Source organism: Saccharicrinis carchari (assembly GCF_900182605.1).
In the GTDB taxonomy this organism is placed as follows: domain Bacteria; phylum Bacteroidota; class Bacteroidia; order Bacteroidales; family Marinilabiliaceae; genus Saccharicrinis; species Saccharicrinis carchari.
In genome coordinates this window covers 346,264-368,647 of sequence record NZ_FXTB01000004.1, presented here as the reverse complement: position 1 = coordinate 368,647, position 22,384 = coordinate 346,264, and the positions used below count along the sequence as shown (strand labels likewise).

13 protein-coding genes are annotated in these 22,384 nt (G+C 41.6%); 10 read left to right on the top strand and 3 right to left on the bottom strand.

Annotated features, from left to right (window positions below; genetic code table 11):
* Positions 1–43: 43 nt before the first annotated feature.
* From FN809_RS10220 to FN809_RS10195, 6 genes are all read left to right on the top strand, one after another.
* Positions 44–3,253, top strand: a complete 3,210-nt coding sequence (locus FN809_RS10220; protein ID WP_142533416.1) for a SusC/RagA family TonB-linked outer membrane protein — start codon at positions 44–46, stop codon at positions 3,251–3,253.
* An 11-nt stretch (positions 3,254–3,264) separates the two neighbouring features.
* Complete coding sequence (locus tag FN809_RS10215; RefSeq protein ID WP_185957526.1) at positions 3,265–4,929, top strand: SusD/RagB family nutrient-binding outer membrane lipoprotein; 1,665 nt, start codon at positions 3,265–3,267, stop codon at positions 4,927–4,929.
* A 24-nt stretch (positions 4,930–4,953) separates the two neighbouring features.
* A complete protein-coding gene (locus FN809_RS10210; RefSeq protein WP_142533415.1) occupies positions 4,954–5,862 on the top strand; it encodes a hypothetical protein in 909 nt (302 codons plus the stop codon).
* A gap of 989 nt (positions 5,863–6,851) precedes the next feature.
* Positions 6,852–10,061, top strand: coding sequence for a SusC/RagA family TonB-linked outer membrane protein (locus FN809_RS10205; RefSeq protein WP_142533414.1), 3,210 nt, complete (start codon positions 6,852–6,854; stop codon positions 10,059–10,061).
* 11 nt (positions 10,062–10,072) lie between these two features.
* Complete coding sequence (locus FN809_RS10200; RefSeq protein WP_185957526.1) at positions 10,073–11,737, top strand: SusD/RagB family nutrient-binding outer membrane lipoprotein; 1,665 nt, start codon at positions 10,073–10,075, stop codon at positions 11,735–11,737.
* Positions 11,738–11,761: 24 nt separating this feature from the next.
* A complete protein-coding gene (locus FN809_RS10195) occupies positions 11,762–12,670 on the top strand; it encodes a hypothetical protein (RefSeq protein ID WP_142533412.1) in 909 nt (302 codons plus the stop codon).
* A gap of 479 nt (positions 12,671–13,149) precedes the next feature.
* Here FN809_RS10195 and FN809_RS10190 read toward each other — a convergent pair whose 3' ends face one another.
* Together FN809_RS10190 and carA are read right to left on the bottom strand one after the other, a co-directional pair.
* Positions 13,150–13,566, bottom strand: a complete 417-nt coding sequence (locus FN809_RS10190; protein ID WP_142533411.1) for a DUF6146 family protein — start codon at positions 13,564–13,566, stop codon at positions 13,150–13,152.
* 87 nt (positions 13,567–13,653) lie between these two features.
* Entirely contained in the window at positions 13,654–14,751 is a 1,098-nt protein-coding gene (carA, locus tag FN809_RS10185; RefSeq protein ID WP_142533410.1) for a glutamine-hydrolyzing carbamoyl-phosphate synthase small subunit, read from the bottom strand.
* Positions 14,752–15,229: 478 nt separating this feature from the next.
* On the opposite strand from carA, the gene FN809_RS10180 reads away from it, so the two are divergent.
* From FN809_RS10180 to nth, 4 genes are all read left to right on the top strand, one after another.
* On the top strand, positions 15,230–16,294 hold the full coding sequence (locus FN809_RS10180) for an acyloxyacyl hydrolase (protein WP_185957525.1): 1,065 nt from the start codon (positions 15,230–15,232) through the stop codon (positions 16,292–16,294).
* Between the two features lie 196 nt (positions 16,295–16,490).
* Complete coding sequence (locus FN809_RS10175; protein WP_142533408.1) at positions 16,491–17,861, top strand: dipeptidase; 1,371 nt, start codon at positions 16,491–16,493, stop codon at positions 17,859–17,861.
* Between the two features lie 378 nt (positions 17,862–18,239).
* Entirely contained in the window at positions 18,240–20,429 is a 2,190-nt protein-coding gene (locus FN809_RS10170; protein ID WP_142533407.1) for a glutamine synthetase III family protein, read from the top strand.
* Between the two features lie 103 nt (positions 20,430–20,532).
* Positions 20,533–21,180, top strand: a complete 648-nt coding sequence (nth, locus tag FN809_RS10165; protein ID WP_142533406.1) for an endonuclease III — start codon at positions 20,533–20,535, stop codon at positions 21,178–21,180.
* Between the two features lie 116 nt (positions 21,181–21,296).
* On the opposite strand, the gene FN809_RS10160 is transcribed toward nth, so the two are convergent.
* On the bottom strand, positions 21,297–22,292 hold the full coding sequence (locus FN809_RS10160) for a YhdH/YhfP family quinone oxidoreductase (protein ID WP_142533405.1): 996 nt from the start codon (positions 22,290–22,292) through the stop codon (positions 21,297–21,299).
* Positions 22,293–22,384: the final 92 nt, after the last annotated feature.

Here is a 22,384-nt window from a genome sequence, read left to right as displayed (position 1 = left end):
CTTTTAAATAAACACACATTTATTAATTTAAACCTTTTGTTTTATGCGCAAATTAGCATTATTACTGTGTCTGGTTCTTTTTATAGGGCTAGAGACACTTACAGCCCAAACAAAAGCTCTTACGGGTAAAATCGTCGATAATCTTGGCGACCCTGTTCCCGGAGTATCTATTGTTGTTAAGGGCACCACCACCGGGACGATATCCCAAATGGATGGTACGTACCAATTGAATGTACCTGAAAATGCAACAAGCATTTTATTTTCTTTTATAGGCATGGAGACCCAAGAGGTGCCTTACACCGGGCAGAGTACCATCAACGTGTCTATGGTGCCTGATACCGAAGACCTTGACGAGGTAGTGGTAACGGCTCTTGGAATTAAGAGGAGTGAGAAATCACTGGGTACGGCTGTTACAAAAGTAGATCAAAGTCAACTTGTTCAAAAGGCTGAGTCGGATGTGCTCAAGACCATGGAGGGAAAAGTACCCGGGGTGAACATATCATCATCGGGTGGTTCTGCAGGTAGTGCAACCCGGATTACCATTAGAGGTACCTCTTCTATGTTGGGAAATAACGAACCCCTGGTGGTAGTTGACGGTATCCCTTACAGTAACCAGAACTACCAAACTACAAATATGAGTACGGGTGGTGGTGCCTATGGTAATGCCATGGCCACGATAGACCCCAATGATATTGAATCAATGAGTGTTTTGAAAGGAGCCTCTGCTTCTGCACTTTATGGATCCCGGGCAGCCAATGGTGTTATCCTGATCACAACCAAAAGTGGCAATGCAAGGGATACGAACAAGAAATTCGAGATTACGGTGAACAGCAGTGTTACGTGGGAACAGATTGCTAGTTTACCCGATTATCAGAATACCTATGGTAACGGATCTAATTTCAACTACGCCAACTCCAATGGCTCATGGGGTCCTCGATTCGATTCAATGGACTCAATCCCTGTTTGGGATGGATACAAAGACTACGTGGGTGTATTGCCCGGACTGGATTCCGATTCTGTTCCTTATGTTGCGCAGCCCAATAATGTGGAGAGTTTGTTTGATACAGGTATGCTGGTTGAAAATTCTATCTCAATTCAAAAAGGCAGCCAAACCGGCGCTTTTAATGTTACCATGAGTAATAGCCAGAACGATAGTTATATCCCCTTTGGAGAGTTTGAGCGGACCAGTATATCGGTCGGTGGTAATTCAAAACTTTCCAACGGCTTCAGTGTAAACGGTAACCTAAGTTTCAGTACCACGGATCAAACAAGTGGTATATTTGGTAACAATCAATCCTCGAGTGATGGTGGTGGAGGATCCGGCTTTGCAAGAACACTATGGTTGGGTCGCACCTGGAACATGAACTTACCTTACGAGGATCCTGTAACCGGATTTCCTATTTCAACAAGCCCTTCTCAGTACGATCATCCACTATGGTCGTGGAAGCATAATCAGGTTAGGACGCAACAGGATAGAACTGTGGCTAATTTTGGATTAGACTATGAATTTGCGCCATGGTTAAATGTGTCCTATAAATTAGGATATAATAATTTGGCAACCAATCGACTTGAGATAATTGATTTAGGCTCCAGAAAGTTTGCCGGTGGCGGTGCCATTTATGAGGACCATATTCAATTTAGAGAAATAGAGTCAAACCTGTTATTAAATGTAAACAAGAGGTTGGGTGACGACTTCACTATAGATGGTGTAATTGGTCATCAAGTGAATCAAAGGGAGCAAATGAGATATACCTATCAAGGTAAAGATTTTGTTTCTCCGGGCATTTATAATATGGCCAATGTGCAAAGTATCGTAAATACTAAATCAGAAGAGTATAAAAGAAGATTGATTGGATTATTTTTCTCTGGTACATTGGGATACCAGGATTTTGCATATCTGACGGTAAAAGGCCGTAACGATTGGTCCTCAACATTAGCTCCGGATAACTGGAGTTATTTTTATCCGGCTGTTGAGGGTTCTTTTGTTTTTACAAATCTAATTGATATAGACAAGAATATCCTGACTTACGGTAAATTAAGAGCATCATGGGGTAAAACCGGTAACGATGCCGGAGTTTATTCAATTTACCCTTATTACAATATTAAAACCAGCACTTATTTTACTGATGCGGCTTATCCATTTAATGGACAGTCGACCTATTCGTTGCCCAATACGGCAAATAATATTAATCTAAGTCCGGAGTTCTCAACGGATTTTGAGATAGGTGCAGAATTAAGGTTTCTAAGGAACCGGATCGGAATTGATTTGACCTATTACAATAAAGTGACTACAGATTTGATTACAGCTGTTCAAACACCTGCAACTTCCGGTTACGATCAAAACTATATCAATGTAGGTGAAATAACCAACAAGGGTATTGAGTTGATGCTTGACGCAAACCCTGTAAATTATGGTGGATTTAGTTGGGATATCATTTACACTTTTGCCAAGAATGATAATGAGGTGACCGAATTGTTTGGAAAGGATGACGACAAGGTTGTATTGTATGGTCTATTTGGGGATCCTCAAATAGTGGCACAGGTAGGCTCACCCGTTGCAAGCTTCGAAGGTAATGTTCCACTAAGGGATGATGCGGGGAACTTATTGATTGATTTTGCCTCAGGCTTACCTTTGATTGCCCCGGATAAAGAAATAATAGGAGATCCTTATCACGATTTTGAAATGGGTTTAAGTAATACTTTGAGTTTTAAAGGTATAAGTGTTTCTGCACATCTGACCTATAAGCATGGTGGAGACTTCTACTCAAATTCTATTACCAGTTTGCTAGGTCGTGGTGTAACTAAAGATAACGAAGATAGGGAAAAAACAGTTATCGTACCGGGCTATTATGGCGATCCAAATACAAATGGCCCGCTTTTAGTTGATGGCAATAAAGTTGAAAATTCGACACAGATTCAGGTGAACGATCTATATTTTTCTTCGGGAGATGTGAGTTCCTTTGCAATTAACAGTGTTGGTTACTATCAGGTTTATGATCGTTCGGTGTGGAGACTCAATGAACTGGCAGTAGGTTACAACTTGCCAAAATCCTTGCTGAACAGAACACCCTTTGGCAGTGTTTATTTGGGTTTTGTAGGTAGAAACTTATGGTATCACGCTCCCAATCTGCCAGAACACACTAATTTTGACCCGGATATGGGAACTTATGGTTCTGGAAATGTTCAGGGTGTTGAATATAGTGGTGCGCCATCTGTTAAAAGATATGGTTTTAATCTTAAGGTAACATTTTAATGAATTTGATTATGAAAAATAAAATTATAGTATTATTTTCTGTGATCTTTATTAGTCTATCGAGTTGCTCCGATTTTTTAGACATCAATCAAGATCCTAACGTTCCGACGAAACCGGAAATTGAAAAATTACTACCCGGAATCATACGAGAAGTGGGTGATATTTTTTCACTAAGATTTTCCGGTATCAATAACGTTACCGCGGTATATGTACATCACCTGACTACCAGGGAAAGCATTGACGCTTATCAGGTGAAAGCGGGCGATTACGCCATACGGACCTCCTGGGATGCCACTTATGTTGAATCGTTGGCAGATATTGAAGTGTTAATGTCTTTAGCCGAGGCTGATGGCGATGGCGACGGCTTTAAAGACTATGCAGCCTATGCCGGGATTGCAAAAATCTTTAAAGCTTATGTTTATAGTCAGCTGGTAGACCTGTGGGGGGATATTCCTTTTAGCGAAGCGATATCAGATATAAATAGCCCCAACTTTAATCCCGTATTCGACGATGATGAGCAGATTTATGCTGCTTTGTTTAGCTTGCTTGAGGAAGGTATTGCCGATCTCCAAGACGATACTTCTAATAATTTTTTATTGCCTGCAGATGATGATATAATTTATGGAGGTAGCATCAATAAATGGATAAGATTTGCAAATACGGTAAGACTAAAGCTATATAACCAGGTAAGGGGAACAGCATTGTGGAACGAGTCAGTTGTTACTAGCTTACTGACCAATAAAGGAGACTCGCTAATGGCTGAAGGAGGTGATTTTTGGATGCCTTACGGTTCGTCGAATGCACCCGATAACAGACATCCCGGTTTTGTGAGCGATTACGAAGGAAGTCAGATTAGTATGTACTGCAGCCCATGGTTTTACGAGATACTCAATGGCGAAAATGCAAGAATCTTCAATGGAATTACAGACCCACGGATCCCTTATTATTTCTATAACCAGTTGAGCGGCGACGACTCGGAGGCTCCACCAGAGTATAGGAATGGCGATTTCATGTCCATCTATTTTGGCTCCCAAGGTATAAACAGGGACCATTCGGCCAGGAAATCTGCCACACAAGTGGGCATATATCCTGTTGGCGGTAGGTTTGATGATGGCAGGGGAGGTTCAGGTACCCCTGATAATGCAACCGGAGATGCTCCGCATCGTTTCCTTTCCTATAGCGATTGCTTATTCATCCAGGCAGAATTAGCACATAATGGTGTGGCGGGCGATCCTAAGGCCCTTCTCGAGGAGGCTATCACTAAGTCTTTTGAGCAAGTGGATAAGGTGGTTGCTATGACTTCAACTACTCAAGAAGTTCCGGTTTTGAAGGGAAGCGATGAATTATCGGATTATGTAGGTTTTGTAATGAGCGAATATGATTCAGGTGATAACAATAAAAAACTTGAAATTATCATGACCCAAAAGTGGATTTCGATGTTTGGTGGTAATGAAACCGATTGTTATACCGACTACCGAAGAACCGGATATCCGGTATTGTTCGATGCCAATAATGATGTAGCTAGTGGGGGTCCTGATGGAAGTGGTGTGGTGCCTACACGTGTTGATAGGGATTATCCTCTGTCTATGCCCTATGCGGATACCGAATTAGATACGAATGATAATGCCCCGGCACAAAAAAACATCACCACCGATGGTATTTTCTGGGATAATTAGTTTTAATTGTTAAATTTTAGTTATATGAAAAATATATTTAAGTTATTATTTGCATTTAGTGTACTATTGGTCACTTCGTGCGATAACGACCCGGATTTAAGGATGCCGGATACTACTGACGGTTTTTTACCACGCATCGATATAAATGCCGTTGCAGGAAGTAGTCTGGTTGATGCAAGTAATATTGATGATGTTGTCTTTGCCATGGATTTGGGCATAGAAGATGGTTTCACTAAAACAACTGCTTCCAGATATGATTTAATCGTTAAATATGGCAAGCTCGATAAGTCGTACGTTACAGCCGTTGTAGAAGCGGATGTGAAGCTTGGTGCAGTATCTTATACAATTGACGAAGTAGTGGCTGCCTTAGGTGTGAATAAGGCAAATATTGCGGTGGGGGAATCCATGGTTTTTGCATTGGATGTAACCCTTGCATCGGGGAAAAAGCTACCGGCCTTTGTAAATGGGAATAGTACCTATAGCTCATCCGTTCTTAGTCTGCCCAATGTATCGCCTATTGCCAACTATGCCGTTGCATGTGGTATTTTTGCCGACTTCACTGGGAATTATAAAGTGGAATATGTTTCTGGTGCACAGGGAACCGTATTCGGTTATGGCATTTTTGAGGAGGGTGAAATTGTTGAAATGAAAAGCACAGGTTACACTTCGCGCCAATTTGGCTTCTCTTATTTGTTTGGCGATTTTGGCCTGGTGGATTTAAAACTGGAGCTTTCCTGTGGCGATATTCTTGTTCAACATTCCAAGTCGGGTATCGGTTGTGGCGGCCCCGGGTTAAACCTCGGCCCAACAAACACTATCTATAGTTACGATCCGAATGATGACAGTGAGCTGATGATAAGCTTTACCGAAAATATTGATGCCGGTTGTGGTGGCTCACCGCAAGAAGTTGTACTGCGATTGGTAAAACAATAGCACTTAAACCCAAAGCAACTAAGCTGTGGTGGGACACATAGATTAAAGGTTTAGTTGTGCCTGCCAGTCAGGCAAGTGAGTGAGGGCAGATCCGTTGGGGTCTGCCCTTTTTTATGTTGTAACTCCGCGGGTGTTCCCGGATTAACCAGGTGTAAAGGTAAGGCTCCCGAGATAATTGGGGCAGGTATTGCCTGTGACAAGCAGGGATGCTTTATTCTTTTCTATTCTCCCCGGCTATGTTTCTTCACCAAAAAATGAACCGTCCGGTCGGTCTAATATCCATTAACAATAAGGATTATCTTTTTATTTTATCTGCATAAGCACAATAAAATAGCGATAAAAGCAATAAATTCTTTAACAAATGTTTACAAAAAACAATAAACATTTGTAAGTGTAAATAATATTTGCAATATTGTGAACATCTTTTAACACAAAAGCGATGTTGAAAATACTAATTGTTACGACTAAAAAAAGGGATATCATTTCGTGCGAAATGATATTTAAATAAGGTTTACGGGCAGCAAGCTACTATTCGTTGCCTATGAATATCATTAAATTTACCTCGACCAAAGCTCCCGGAACCTACTTGGCAGAAATTCTACTTATCGTAATATGTACGAATATCCTGCAAGCGCACAAATTGACAAAACCTTCTTGATGCTTTTAGCAAGCGACTATTTGTCAATGGAATATCACAATTGGACCCCTATTTACAAATGATAACTGTTTTCCCCGATTTGTAAATACGCTAACTCACTTACGTTCTACCAATTACAAAAACCTTTAATCGTATGAAAATCTAAACTTTAATCCCTTAAAAACTTACGAATGCAGCAGGTGTTTACCTAACTATTCGAATAATCTGCCACTTATAGTTCAAGTGTCGGGTTGGCTGCCTGTTTACGGTTTGATACATAGGGCCGTAACATTGCTCTAAATGAGTTGTTATAAAAATAAACACACATTTACTAATTTAAACCTTCTGTTTTATGCGCAAATTAGCATTATTACTGTCGTTGGTCCTTTTTATAGGGCTGGAGACACTGACCGCCCAAACAAAAGCTCTTACGGGTAAAATCGTCGATAGTCTTGGCGACCCTGTTCCCGGGGTATCCATTGTTGTTACGGGCACAACCATCGGAACCATATCGCGTCCCGACGGTACGTATCAAATAAACGTACCTACCAATGCAACAAGCATTTTATTTACTTTTGTCGGCATGGAGGACAAAGAAGTGGTCTACAGCGGACAGAGTACCATCAATGTGTCTATGGTTGCCGACATCGAATCCCTTGACGAGGTGGTGGTAACGGCCCTTGGAATTAAGAGGAGTGAGAAATCACTGGGTACGGCTGTTACAAAAGTAGATCAAAGTCAACTTGTTCAAAAGGCTGAGTCGGATGTGCTCAAGACCATGGAGGGAAAAGTACCCGGGGTGAACATATCATCTTCGGGTGGTTCTGCAGGTAGTGCAACCCGGATTACCATTAGAGGTACCTCTTCTATGTTGGGAAATAACGAACCCCTGGTGGTAGTTGACGGTATCCCTTACAGTAACCAGAACTACCAAACTACAAATATGAGTACGGGTGGTGGTGCCTATGGTAATGCCATGGCCACGATAGACCCCAATGATATTGAATCAATGAGTGTTTTGAAAGGAGCCTCTGCTTCTGCACTTTATGGATCCCGGGCAGCCAATGGTGTTATCCTGATCACAACCAAAAGTGGCAATGCAAGGGATACGAACAAGAAATTCGAGATTACGGTGAACAGCAGTGTTACGTGGGAACAGATTGCTAGTTTACCCGATTATCAGAATACCTATGGTAACGGATCTAATTTCAACTACGCCAACTCCAATGGCTCATGGGGTCCTCGATTCGATTCAATGGACTCAATCCCTGTTTGGGATGGATACAAAGACTACGTGGGTGTATTGCCCGGACTGGATTCCGATTCTGTTCCTTATGTTGCGCAGCCCAATAATGTGGAGAGTTTGTTTGATACAGGTATGCTGGTTGAAAATTCTATCTCAATTCAAAAAGGCAGCCAAACCGGCGCTTTTAATGTTACCATGAGTAATAGCCAGAACGATAGTTATATCCCCTTTGGAGAGTTTGAGCGGACCAGTATATCGGTCGGTGGTAATTCAAAACTTTCCAACGGCTTCAGTGTAAACGGTAACCTAAGTTTCAGTACCACGGATCAAACAAGTGGTATATTTGGTAACAATCAATCCTCGAGTGATGGTGGTGGAGGATCCGGCTTTGCAAGAACACTATGGTTGGGTCGCACCTGGAACATGAACTTACCTTACGAGGATCCTGTAACCGGATTTCCTATTTCAACAAGCCCTTCTCAGTACGATCATCCACTATGGTCGTGGAAGCATAATCAGGTTAGGACGCAACAGGATAGAACTGTGGCTAATTTTGGATTAGACTATGAATTTGCGCCATGGTTAAATGTGTCCTATAAATTAGGATATAATAATTTGGCAACCAATCGACTTGAGATAATTGATTTAGGCTCCAGAAAGTTTGCCGGTGGCGGTGCCATTTATGAGGACCATATTCAATTTAGAGAAATAGAGTCAAACCTGTTATTAAATGTAAACAAGAGGTTGGGTGACGACTTCACTATAGATGGTGTAATTGGTCATCAAGTGAATCAAAGGGAGCAAATGAGATATACCTATCAAGGTAAAGATTTTGTTTCTCCGGGCATTTATAATATGGCCAATGTGCAAAGTATCGTAAATACTAAATCAGAAGAGTATAAAAGAAGATTGATTGGATTATTTTTCTCTGGTACATTGGGATACCAGGATTTTGCATATCTGACGGTAAAAGGCCGTAACGATTGGTCCTCAACATTAGCTCCGGATAACTGGAGTTATTTTTATCCGGCTGTTGAGGGTTCTTTTGTTTTTACAAATCTAATTGATATAGACAAGAATATCCTGACTTACGGTAAATTAAGAGCATCATGGGGTAAAACCGGTAACGATGCCGGAGTTTATTCAATTTACCCTTATTACAATATTAAAACCAGCACTTATTTTACTGATGCGGCTTATCCATTTAATGGACAGTCGACCTATTCGTTGCCCAATACGGCAAATAATATTAATCTAAGTCCGGAGTTCTCAACGGATTTTGAGATAGGTGCAGAATTAAGGTTTCTAAGGAACCGGATCGGAATTGATTTGACCTATTACAATAAAGTGACTACAGATTTGATTACAGCTGTTCAAACACCTGCAACTTCCGGTTACGATCAAAACTATATCAATGTAGGTGAAATAACCAACAAGGGTATTGAGTTGATGCTTGACGCAAACCCTGTAAATTATGGTGGATTTAGTTGGGATATCATTTACACTTTTGCCAAGAATGATAATGAGGTGACCGAATTGTTTGGAAAGGATGACGACAAGGTTGTATTGTATGGTCTATTTGGGGATCCTCAAATAGTGGCACAGGTAGGCTCACCCGTTGCAAGCTTCGAAGGTAATGTTCCACTAAGGGATGATGCGGGGAACTTATTGATTGATTTTGCCTCAGGCTTACCTTTGATTGCCCCGGATAAAGAAATAATAGGAGATCCTTATCACGATTTTGAAATGGGTTTAAGTAATACTTTGAGTTTTAAAGGTATAAGTGTTTCTGCACATCTGACCTATAAGCATGGTGGAGACTTCTACTCAAATTCTATTACCAGTTTGCTAGGTCGTGGTGTAACTAAAGATAACGAAGATAGGGAAAAAACAGTTATCGTACCGGGCTATTATGGCGATCCAAATACAAATGGCCCGCTTTTAGTTGATGGCAATAAAGTTGAAAATTCGACACAGATTCAGGTGAACGATCTATATTTTTCTTCGGGAGATGTGAGTTCCTTTGCAATTAACAGTGTTGGTTACTATCAGGTTTATGATCGTTCGGTGTGGAGACTCAATGAACTGGCAGTAGGTTACAACTTGCCAAAATCCTTGCTGAACAGAACACCCTTTGGCAGTGTTTATTTGGGTTTTGTAGGTAGAAACTTATGGTATCACGCTCCCAATCTGCCAGAACACACTAATTTTGACCCGGATATGGGAACTTATGGTTCTGGAAATGTTCAGGGTGTTGAATATAGTGGTGCGCCATCTGTTAAAAGATATGGTTTTAATCTTAAGGTAACATTTTAATGAATTTGATTATGAAAAATAAAATTATAGTATTATTTTCTGTGATCTTTATTAGTCTATCGAGTTGCTCCGATTTTTTAGACATCAATCAAGATCCTAACGTTCCGACGAAACCGGAAATTGAAAAATTACTACCCGGAATCATACGAGAAGTGGGTGATATTTTTTCACTAAGATTTTCCGGTATCAATAACGTTACCGCGGTATATGTACATCACCTGACTACCAGGGAAAGCATTGACGCTTATCAGGTGAAAGCGGGCGATTACGCCATACGGACCTCCTGGGATGCCACTTATGTTGAATCGTTGGCAGATATTGAAGTGTTAATGTCTTTAGCCGAGGCTGATGGCGATGGCGACGGCTTTAAAGACTATGCAGCCTATGCCGGGATTGCAAAAATCTTTAAAGCTTATGTTTATAGTCAGCTGGTAGACCTGTGGGGGGATATTCCTTTTAGCGAAGCGATATCAGATATAAATAGCCCCAACTTTAATCCCGTATTCGACGATGATGAGCAGATTTATGCTGCTTTGTTTAGCTTGCTTGAGGAAGGTATTGCCGATCTCCAAGACGATACTTCTAATAATTTTTTATTGCCTGCAGATGATGATATAATTTATGGAGGTAGCATCAATAAATGGATAAGATTTGCAAATACGGTAAGACTAAAGCTATATAACCAGGTAAGGGGAACAGCATTGTGGAACGAGTCAGTTGTTACTAGCTTACTGACCAATAAAGGAGACTCGCTAATGGCTGAAGGAGGTGATTTTTGGATGCCTTACGGTTCGTCGAATGCACCCGATAACAGACATCCCGGTTTTGTGAGCGATTACGAAGGAAGTCAGATTAGTATGTACTGCAGCCCATGGTTTTACGAGATACTCAATGGCGAAAATGCAAGAATCTTCAATGGAATTACAGACCCACGGATCCCTTATTATTTCTATAACCAGTTGAGCGGCGACGACTCGGAGGCTCCACCAGAGTATAGGAATGGCGATTTCATGTCCATCTATTTTGGCTCCCAAGGTATAAACAGGGACCATTCGGCCAGGAAATCTGCCACACAAGTGGGCATATATCCTGTTGGCGGTAGGTTTGATGATGGCAGGGGAGGTTCAGGTACCCCTGATAATGCAACCGGAGATGCTCCGCATCGTTTCCTTTCCTATAGCGATTGCTTATTCATCCAGGCAGAATTAGCACATAATGGTGTGGCGGGCGATCCTAAGGCCCTTCTCGAGGAGGCTATCACTAAGTCTTTTGAGCAAGTGGATAAGGTGGTTGCTATGACTTCAACTACTCAAGAAGTTCCGGTTTTGAAGGGAAGCGATGAATTATCGGATTATGTAGGTTTTGTAATGAGCGAATATGATTCAGGTGATAACAATAAAAAACTTGAAATTATCATGACCCAAAAGTGGATTTCGATGTTTGGTGGTAATGAAACCGATTGTTATACCGACTACCGAAGAACCGGATATCCGGTATTGTTCGATGCCAATAATGATGTAGCTAGTGGGGGTCCTGATGGAAGTGGTGTGGTGCCTACACGTGTTGATAGGGATTATCCTCTGTCTATGCCCTATGCGGATACCGAATTAGATACGAATGATAATGCCCCGGCACAAAAAAACATCACCACCGATGGTATTTTCTGGGATAATTAGTTTTAATTGTTAAATTTTAGTTATATGAAAAATATATTTAAGTTATTATTTGCATTTAGTGTACTATTGGTCACTTCGTGCGATAACGACCCGGATTTAAGGATGCCGGATACTACTGACGGTTTTTTACCACGCATCGATATAAATGCCGTTGCAGGAAGTAGTCTGGTTGATGCAAGTAATATTGATGATGTTGTCTTTGCCATGGATTTGGGCATAGAAGATGGTTTCACTAAAACAACTGCTTCCAGATATGATTTAATCGTTAAATATGGCAAGCTCGATAAGTCGTACGTTACAGCCGTTGTAGAAGCGGATGTGAAGCTTGGTGCAGTATCTTATACAATTGACGAAGTAGTGGCTGCCTTAGGTGTGAATAAGGCAAATATTGCGGTGGGGGAATCCATGGTTTTTGCATTGGATGTAACCCTTGCATCGGGGAAAAAGCTACCGGCCTTTGTAAATGGGAATAGTACCTATAGCTCATCCGTTCTTAGTCTGCCCAATGTATCGCCTATTGCCAACTATGCCGTTGCATGTGGTATTTTTGCCGACTTCACTGGGAATTATAAAGTGGAATATGTTTCTGGTGCACAGGGAACCGTATTCGGTTATGGCATTTTTGAGGAGGGAGAAATTGTTGAAATGGAAAGCACAGGTTACACTTCGCGCCAATTTGGCTTCTCTTATTTGTTTGGCGATTTTGGCCTGGTGGATTTAAAACTGGAGCTTTCCTGTGGCGATATTCTTGTTCAACATTCCAAGTCGGGTATCGGTTGTGGCGGCCCCGGGTTAAACCTCGGCCCAACAAACACTATCTATAGTTACGATCCGAATGATGACAGTGAGCTGATGATAAGCTTTACCGAAAATATTGATGCCGGTTGTGGTGGCTCACCGCAAGAAGTTGTACTGCGATTGGTAAAACAATAGCACTTAAACCCAAAACAACTAAGCTGTGGTGGGACACATAGATTAAAGGTTTAGTTGTGCCTGCCAGTCAGGCAAGTGAGTGAGGGCAGATCCGTTGGGGTCTGCCCTTTTTTATGTTGTAACTCCGCGGGTGTTCCCGGATTAACCAGGTGTAAAGGTAAGGCTCCCGAGATAATTGGGGTAAGTGCTCTAGCGGCCCCTGCAAGTGGAAGAATATAAACTGCGCTTTTTCTTCCTGTTCTTTGTGCATCCATCGTATTGCTTGCGGTTTTCTATTGCAGGTATAGATATAGGTAGTATATGCACCCGATAGTGTAGAGCGATTAAGAAGGTAAAATTTGATTTGCAGAAACTTCAGTAAAGCTTGCAGAGAATCAATCACATATTGGTTGCCTGCCTTATGTAATATTTCATGTGCAAAAGATTTATGGAAATTGATTTTTTATCGGCTGATGGTGACTGGTAAAGCTAATCTGTATTTACCTTGGGGTTTTTCCTCTACGTATCAACACAATGCCATATTCCTTTTCAATAAATAAAAAGTAGTTATAAAGTTGGTAATTCAGGTCAATACCATAATCGATATGTGGGCTATAATCAATCCTTGTTTCATAAAAATCACCGTAACGTAACGTATTGTTGTGGCGGATATTCCATTCTGTAACATATTGCTGGTTCCAATTACTAAGGTATTGGTTCGAGTAAAAGGATTTAGGGGGCTGGGTGGCAAGAAACGAATCAAATCGAGCATCCATAACAATGAGCTCGTATTGCGTAGAGTCACTTGTAGCTTCGCTTATTTTAGCTGTGGCTGTGTCTCCTTTAGTAACCGGTTTTGTGGTGTGGCAGGCCATTACAGCAAGCATGAACAGTAGTGATAGTATAGAAAGTCGCATAATCTGAACCTTTAAGATGAATACTTTCCCTTAAAGTTACAAAAAAGCCCCGGCATTTTACATCTCGGGGCTTTAGCTTATTTCAGATTAAGTGTTACTTATTTTTTTGCTTTCTTCTATCAATTGGATAAAATCATCGAACAAAAACTCGGTGTCGGTAGGTCCGCTCGAGGCTTCGGGATGGAACTGAGTAGAGAAAAAAGGTTTGGACTTATGACGGATACCTTCGTTACTTCCATCGTTCAGGTTAACAAAAAAAGGCTCCCAATCGTCGGTAAGTGAATTGTTGTCAAGGGCATAGCCGTGATTTTGCGATGAGATATAGCAACTGTTGGTACCTACTTTTATAACCGGATGATTGTGGGCGCGGTGTCCATATTTTAATTTATACGTACTGCCACCCGAAGCAATACCCAGCAATTGATTGCCCAGGCATATGCCAAATATTGGCTTGCCAATTTCAATGGCTTTTTGTATGTGCTTTACGGTCTGAGAGCACATCTGCGGATTGCCCGGACCGTTGGAGAGCATGATGCCGTCGTAATCCTCCTGAGTAAAATCATAATCCCAGGGCACTTGTACCACAGTAGTGTCTTTTTTTAGCAGACACCTTAAAATATTATTTTTGGCTCCTGTATCTACTAATACCACTTTATGTTTTCCATTGCCAAATACCTTACGCTCTTTAATGCTTACCTGTGCTACCAGGTTTTCGTGGTTGGGGTCGTAGGTGGCTATATCTTCATCATCCACCAATATTTTACCCAACATGCTGCCTTTTTCGCGAAGCAACTTGGTGAGGGCGCGGGTATCGATACCAAAAATTCCCGGCACTTTGTTTTCAATAAGCCAATCGCTCAACGAGGTTCTTGCATTCCAGTGGCTGTACTCAAAAGAGTAATCGGATATGATTAAACCCGAAATATGGATTTGATCTGATTCGTAAAACAAAGGGATACCATATTCGTCCGTATCGTTAACCGGAACACCGTAGTTACCAATCAAAGGGTAGGTAGCTACTAATATTTGTCCTTGGTACGATGGATCGGTTAAACTCTCGGGGTAACCTGCCATGGCAGTATTGAATACCACTTCGCCGGCCACAGATTTGTTATATCCAAACGACTTTCCTTCAAAGATAGTCCCATCTTCGAGTACCAATTTAATTCCTTTTACTTCGGGCATAATATCAAGATAATCTATTGATTAATATGGTAGAGGGGCGTAGCGCAATAATACGCAGAACCCTCTTATTTTTGTACGGGCGCAAAGGTAAAAAAAATATTTGCTCTTTTTATTAAAAAACACACTGCATGTATAAATATTAAGCAAAAACAGCATAAAATGTATAAATATGCAGAAGTGAAAACGGCTATCCGTTATATCGGTAAAGGGTATTCTGTCCGAGTAAAAATTGCTCATCTGTTGGTTTTTTATTGTATACGATATGTTTACTAATCCAAAAGCGTTAGTATGGCCATGCTACTTTAACCGTTTTTAATTTTTAAATCGACACTGCATATGGCAAACAAGCAAGCTAAATACCAAACTGGTGGATAACGTATCACAATCTTTACTTATCTTTAATCGCATCAATTTGTACATATTTAATGTGCTATTTGAAAAAATAACCATGCGCTTACAGATAAAAAATATAGGTATCATGTTATTCACGAATTACAATGTTGTGCTGTGTTTGTGTTTATTGTTGTTCCTACCTGATGTATTATCGCAAAGCAAGCAAACCGACAAGCCGGTTTTTTATAGTCTTGCGGCCAATTATGGATATTTTCAGGTACATACCAAAGTTTTATCTCCATTTCGGGGTTCGCAGCCCAGGGGTGTGGAGCTCCAGGTGAGCCAAATGTTATTTACCAACAAGGCAAAAAACACCTTTGGATTTTATCCTAAATGGGCACTTGGTTTGAGGTACGTTAATTTTGGACATCCTGATTTGGGCTATGCGGTTAAAGGTTTGGCCTATTTCGAGCCTTTTTTAAAAGTACAGGGAGCATGGCGCTTTTCGGTCAAAGCCGGTATGGGAGTAGCTTATATGAGCAATCCGTACGATGCTAATTCCAATCCGTTTAATCGTACGTATAGCACAAAGCTGGCCTTTCCCTTATCGGCGGGTGGGAGTGTATATTATTTTTTTAACCATAAATGGGCGTTAAAAACCAGCGTTTCCTTCGAGCATATATCCAATGGCGGATTAAGAGCGCCCAATCTTGGCATTAACTATCCCTTGATGTCGCTTGCCCTTGAGCATACCTTGGATAGATACAATGCGAATCCAATAAAAAGTTCCGGGCTCCTACCCAAAAAGCAGAGGCAGGAGCTGCTCGTTGCTTATTCCTTAAAAGAAGATAGTTTGTCCAATTATCAATCGCTTGCTATGTTATTTTACAATAGGAGTTTTGCAGGTGGACGGATAAATGCCTTTACTGTTTCCGGCATGATTGAATACCGACAAATACATAATGATAACAAAGCGCTGGATAAGTGGAGTATCGCTCCATTAATCGGCAATGAGTTTTTGTTAGGTAAATTACGGTTTGGACAGCAATTGGGCTTGTATTTATTACAGGCACCCGAAGCGCCAAACAATTTGTTTCAGCATTACTATCTCCGATATTTCGTTGACAAGCGTATAGTTACCGGGGTTGCCCTCAAAGCTCATGGAAGAGTAGCAGATTATCTGGCTATTCAGCTGGGGCTTGTTTTTTAATTTTTTGCTCTGGTGCAATATTTTATATGGCGCACCTAATCCCGCTCCAGGGTTAAGAATCATACGCTGTTATCTCCTTACTCTAAACATTAATCTTTCTGCTCTCCACTATACACTCCCCACTCTTTCCTGACTTTATTCATACTACGTTCTAATTAAACTTTTGTATCTTGCATTCTTTTTAAATTTTTATAATATGGAAGGAATAAAGAGTTATATAAGTGAAAATAAAAGTCGTTTACTATCGGAGCTGTTTGATTTGTTGCGCATCCCCTCGATAAGCAGTATTGAATCGCACAAGCCTGATATGTATAAGGCGGCAGATATGTGGGTAAATATTTTAAAGGATGCGGGTGCCGACAAAGCGGATATTTATGAGACAGCCGGTAATCCAATTGTGTTTGCACAAAAAATTATCAATCCGCTTTTGCCCACGGTGTTGGTTTATGCTCATATGGATGTGATGCCTGTAGATCCCATTGAGTTGTGGGATAGTCCACCATTTGAGCCAATTATAAAAGATGGGCGTATCTATGCCAGGGGAGCCGACGACGATAAAGGGCAAGGTTTTATGCATGCCAAAGCTTTTGAGTTTATGGTTAAAACCAATCAGCTGCCTTGCAATGTCAAGTTTCTGATTGAAGGCGAGGAGGAGATAGGATCGGTTAATCTGCCACAATTTTGTGAAGAAAATAAAGAGATGTTAAAAAGCGATGTGATATTAGTTTCTGACACATCTATGATAGCTCCCGGTATTCCATCCATTACCACGGGGCTTCGTGGTCTGGCCTATTGGCAAGTGGAGGTTACCGGGCCAAACCGCGATTTGCACTCAGGACTTTTTGGGGGAGCTGTGGGTAATCCTATAAATGTGCTGGCCAAAATGATTGCCCAAATGACGGATGAGGATGGAAAAATAACGGTTCCCGGATTTTACGATGATGTGATAGAAGTGGATGCTGAGGAGCGTAAAAGAATGAGTCAGGCCCCTTTTGACGAAGAAAGATATAAAAGGGCGATAGGAGTGGAGGAGTTGGCCGGTGAAAAAGGCTTTGCTACTACCGAGCGAACAGGAATACGCCCAAGTTTTGATGTGTGCGGTATTTGGGGCGGTTATACCGGTGAAGGCGCCAAAACAGTTTTGCCTTCAAAAGCTTTTGCAAAGATATCATCACGTCTGGTACCCAATCAGGATCATCATAAAATTGCCGATTTGTTTAAGGCTCATTTTGAGTCTATTGCGCCCAAAAGTGTACAGGTAAAAGTGGATATATTACATGGAGGGCAAGGCTATGTGTGCCCTATTGACCTGCCTGAATACAAGGCAGCAGAGATGGCTATTGATAAAGTATATAGTCGTAAGCCGGTGCCTGTTCGTAGCGGAGGCTCTATACCCATTATTTCAACTTTTGAAGAGATATTGGGTGTTAAATCCATTTTACTGGGCTTTGGTTTGGAGGCGGATGCCATTCATTCGCCAAATGAAAATTTTCCGCTGGAGCAGTTTTTTACCGGTATAGAAACCATACCCTATTTCTATAAAAACTATGCAGAGTTAAAAAAATAACGAGTTTGTTCAAGTAGTTATATTATGCCGGCTAAGCACTTAGTCGGCATTTTTTATGCTTATAATTAGGTTGCCGTGTGTGTTATCTGAAAAAAACAATTGTAATATCGACCATGAGCTTACGAAATGCAACTATAAAATCACTTAATCTTTCAGTTTTTATAATGTTAAAATTGAATTATAAGATGTGGGCTTGAATAAGTGGGTGTGTGACTAATTAAAGCGTAGTTAAATTGGTAATAAGTGTAAATAAAAGGGGGTGGATTGGTTATTTTGTACATTTTATAATAAAACATCCTCTGTTTTTGACATTTTAAATTATAATCTGTATTTTTGACATCGTAATTTATTCCAAAAATAAAAAATTAAAACAACAAGATGGCTACATTACGATTTCATGCATTAGACGAGTTGCTTACCAGAGCCCCCAAAGAAGTAAAACTGCCGTCGGGTAATTTGACGGAATATTACGCCGAAAAGGTATTTAATACCGATTCGATGCGCAGATACCTTTCAAAAGAAGCGTTTGCTGCGGTTGAAGTGGCAAACTTAAAAGGAGGCACTATCAACCGTAAAATGGCGAGCGGCGTTGCTTCCGGCATGAAAGCATGGGCTATCGAAAAAGGCGCTACCCATTACACCCACTGGTTTCAGCCCCTTACAGATACAACAGCCGAAAAACACGACGGCTTTATTGATTATGCCGACAATGGTAGTATCATTGAAAATTTCGCGGGTAAACTGCTGGTTCAGCAGGAACCTGATGCTTCTTCCTTCCCATCGGGTGGTATCCGGCAAACCTTTGAAGCGCGTGGTTACACCGCATGGGATACCTCATCACCGGCATTTATTGTAGGTACAACACTGTGTATCCCTACTGTATTTATTTCGTATACGGGTGAGGCTTTAGATTATAAAACGCCTTTGCTAAAAGCTTTAGCGGCCGTTGATGAAGCGGCAGTAGCTGTTTGTCAGTATTTTGATAAAAATGTTACCCGTGTTCATACCAACATGGGGTGGGAACAAGAGTATTTTTTAATTGACGAAGCGCTTTTTAAGGCACGCCCGGATCTGGTGCTTACAGGCCGTACCTTGATGGGGCACTCCTCGTCGAAGGATCAACAATTAGACGACCACTATTTTGGATCGATACCCGAACGTGTTTCCAGTTTTATGATAGACCTGGAAGTGGAAGCGCATAAGTTGGGTATACCGGTTAAAACCCGTCATAATGAGGTGGCACCTTCGCAATACGAGCTGGCGCCAATTTTTGAAGAGGCTAATCTGGCCAACGACCACAATCAGTTGATTATGGACTTGATGAAACGGATTGCCCGTCGCCATAAGTTTAGGGTGCTGTTTCACGAAAAACCCTTCGCGGGCATCAACGGATCGGGTAAGCATAACAACTGGTCTTTGGGTACCAATACCGGAGTTGTACTTTACGCGCCCGGAAAAAATCCAAAAACGAACTTACAATTCCTCACCTTTGTAGTGAACACCTTGATGGCGGTATATAAAAACCAGGATTTGTTGAGGGCTTCCATCCTGACGGCCTCTAATAGTCACCGCTTGGGTGCCAACGAGGCGCCTCCTGCCATTATTTCGGCGTTTCTTGGTACAGAAGTCTCCTCAATGCTGGATAAAATTGTGGCCGAGGTACCCGACACCAAAATGACACCGGATCAAAAAACCGCATTAAAGTTAGGTATAGGCCGTATCCCGGAAATTATTTTGGACAGCACCGATCGTAACCGTACTTCACCTTTTGCTTTTACCGGCAACCGATTTGAGTTTCGTGCTGTGGGTTCTACGGCCAACGTGGCTGCATCTACAACGGTGTTAAGTGCGGCAGTAGCTGCCCAGTTAAGAGACTTTAAAACCGAAGTTGACGGGTTGATTAGTAAAGGAACAGGAAAGGACGAAGCTATTTTTCAAATCCTCAAAAAAATGATTATAGAGTGTGCTCCCATTCGCTTTAGTGGTGATGGCTACTCCGAAGATTGGAAAAAAGAAGCGGTGAAGCGTGGTTTGACAAATATTACCGATGTACCGGAGTCTATTAGTAAATATCTGGATCCTACTGCAAAAAGAACCTTGATAGAAGGGGGCATACTGAGCGAAAAGGAGCTTGAAGCGCGTGTGGAAGTAGAGTATGAAAAATTTGTGTACAAAATCCAAATTGAATCGCGTGTGTTGGGTGATTTGGCTATTAATCATATTGTTCCCACAGCGGTTCACTACCAAACCAGGTTGATACAGAATACACAAGGACTTAAAGAAATATTTGGAGAAGAAGAATATAAGGAAATGGCAGCTTCCCGACTCGATCTAATACGAGAAATCTCGCATCACACTTCGGCAATAAAGGATATGAGAGCCGATATGATACAAGCCCGAAAAGAATGTAATAAGTTGCCTGATGGCAAGGAAAAGGCAGAGGCTTATAATACAAAGGTACGTCATTTTTTAGACGAGATACGTTATCATATCGATAAGCTAGAGCTGATCGTGGATGACGAAATGTGGCCCTTGCCCAAATATCGCGAACTACTTTTTAACTGTTAATTTACATCCAAAGGCTGCATGTCGATCAGAATTGAAAGTGAAAGCTCATTTTCATTCTCTGTAAGGCATGCAGTCTTTTGCAAGAAATTGCTAAATTGCGGGCATGACCAAAAAAGAAAGATTCGAAAAAGTTACCGCATGGTTTCAGGCCAATGTACCCATTGCCGAAACGGAATTGGATTATGGTTCTCCCTATGAATTATTGGTAGCTGTGATCCTCTCGGCGCAATGTACCGACAAACGGGTAAATATGATTACGCCCGATTTGTTTCGGCGCTATCCAACCGCAAAAGAACTGGCCGAAGCCGAGCCTGCCGAGGTTTTTGATTACATTCGCTCGTGCACCTATCCCAACAACAAAAGCAAGCATTTGGTAGGCATGGCCAAAATGCTCATCGGGGATTTTAACAATCAGGTACCCGACAACGTAAAAGATCTGCAAAAATTACCTGGTGTAGGTCGAAAAACGGCCAACGTAATTGCCAGTGTGGTTTATCAGAAACCCGCCATGGCAGTTGACACCCATGTATTTAGGGTGGCTGCGCGGATCGGACTTACCACCAATGCCAAAACACCCTTAGAAACCGAAAAACAACTGGTAAAATATTTCCCCGAAGAATTACTGGCCATAGCCCATCACTGGCTGATACTCCACGGCCGCTACATTTGCGTTGCACGCACACCCAAGTGTGCCCAATGTGGCTTACAGGACTATTGCAAATATTATCAAAAGAGTGTGAAAGTAAAGTAGCATTTTTGATGCCGGGATGGCAGACAGGCGCTCATAAAATACTGCGTTTTATGTCGGTTACCATGCGGTAGCGGCTTATGCTTTATTTTTTGTTAATGATAATTTGTAATACTACTTTATCCCGCCAAGTTCACAATTGTTCTGCCTTTTAATTGCCCTTTCAGCATCAAGTCTAATTTTTCGGGTACTTGTTCCAGCTTAATTTCATCGTAGTTGTTCATCAAGGCTTCAGGCTTCCAATCGCAAGCCAGTTTATTCCATACTTTTTGCCTTTGGTGCATCGGATAGTTTTGCGAATCGATACCGATGAGGGCAACGCCCCGTAATATAAAAGGGAAAACAGTAAGATTCAACTGTGCCGAGGCAGCATTACCGCAGCAGGCCACTGCGCCCATGGGTTGGGTGGATTTTATCATGTTATCTAAAATGCTACCCCCAACTGTGTCAATACCTCCTGCAAAAGCCGGCTTTAGCAAGGGCCTTTTTTCAGATACTTCAAAATCTTTACGTAGGATAATTCTTTTAGCACCGAGGTTTTTCAGATAGTCCTTTTCGTTCTCTTTTCCGGTAAGCGCCACCACACTATAGCCTAGCTTATTCAATATGGCTACGCTGTGAGCACCCACACCACCTGTTGCACCTGAAACGATCACATCGCCATGTTCCGGGTTTACCAATGCGGCCAGCCGCTGAACTGACATGCCGGCGGTTAATCCGGCGGTGCCAATTATCATGGCTTCCTTCATAGTCATATCTTGTGGCAGTCTTACCGCCCAATGGGCAGGCACCCTGATATATTCGGCAAACCCGCCATGGGTGTTCATTCCTAAATCGTAGCTGGTAACAATAAGCTTGTCGCCCGGTTTAAAGGCGTTACTGTCAGATGTTTGCACAGTGCCCACGGCATCAATGCCGGGCGTATGTGGATACGACCTTGTAACCCCTTTATTGCCCGATGCCGAAAGTGCATCTTTGTAATTGAGCGATGAGTAACTGACTTTAATCAGTAGATCCCCTTGTGGTAAGTCAGCTGTTTTTTTTGTTTCTATATTGGCATTGAACTGTCCATCTTTTTCGCGGACTACAAAAGCCTTATAAACGTCCTTTTCCATTATGGTTTTGTTTTTTAATTTTATAAATTCTCTAGTATTAGCGCTGTTAATGCAAAGTGAAAGGACAGGGTTGCTTGTAATGAGTTTATCAG

Coding starts and splice junctions, on each gene's coding strand:
- FN809_RS10220 (WP_142533416.1), top strand. CDS start 44: ATGCGCAAATTAGCATTATTACTGTGTCTGGTTCTTTTTATAGGGCTA.
- FN809_RS10215 (WP_185957526.1), top strand. CDS start 3,265: ATGAAAAATAAAATTATAGTATTATTTTCTGTGATCTTTATTAGTCTA.
- FN809_RS10210 (WP_142533415.1), top strand. CDS start 4,954: ATGAAAAATATATTTAAGTTATTATTTGCATTTAGTGTACTATTGGTC.
- FN809_RS10205 (WP_142533414.1), top strand. CDS start 6,852: ATGCGCAAATTAGCATTATTACTGTCGTTGGTCCTTTTTATAGGGCTG.
- FN809_RS10200 (WP_185957526.1), top strand. CDS start 10,073: ATGAAAAATAAAATTATAGTATTATTTTCTGTGATCTTTATTAGTCTA.
- FN809_RS10195 (WP_142533412.1), top strand. CDS start 11,762: ATGAAAAATATATTTAAGTTATTATTTGCATTTAGTGTACTATTGGTC.
- FN809_RS10190 (WP_142533411.1), bottom strand. CDS start 13,566: ATGCGACTTTCTATACTATCACTACTGTTCATGCTTGCTGTAATGGCC.
- carA (WP_142533410.1), bottom strand. CDS start 14,751: ATGCCCGAAGTAAAAGGAATTAAATTGGTACTCGAAGATGGGACTATC.
- FN809_RS10180 (WP_185957525.1), top strand. CDS start 15,230: ATGTTATTCACGAATTACAATGTTGTGCTGTGTTTGTGTTTATTGTTG.
- FN809_RS10175 (WP_142533408.1), top strand. CDS start 16,491: ATGGAAGGAATAAAGAGTTATATAAGTGAAAATAAAAGTCGTTTACTA.
- FN809_RS10170 (WP_142533407.1), top strand. CDS start 18,240: ATGGCTACATTACGATTTCATGCATTAGACGAGTTGCTTACCAGAGCC.
- nth (WP_142533406.1), top strand. CDS start 20,533: ATGACCAAAAAAGAAAGATTCGAAAAAGTTACCGCATGGTTTCAGGCC.
- FN809_RS10160 (WP_142533405.1), bottom strand. CDS start 22,292: ATGGAAAAGGACGTTTATAAGGCTTTTGTAGTCCGCGAAAAAGATGGA.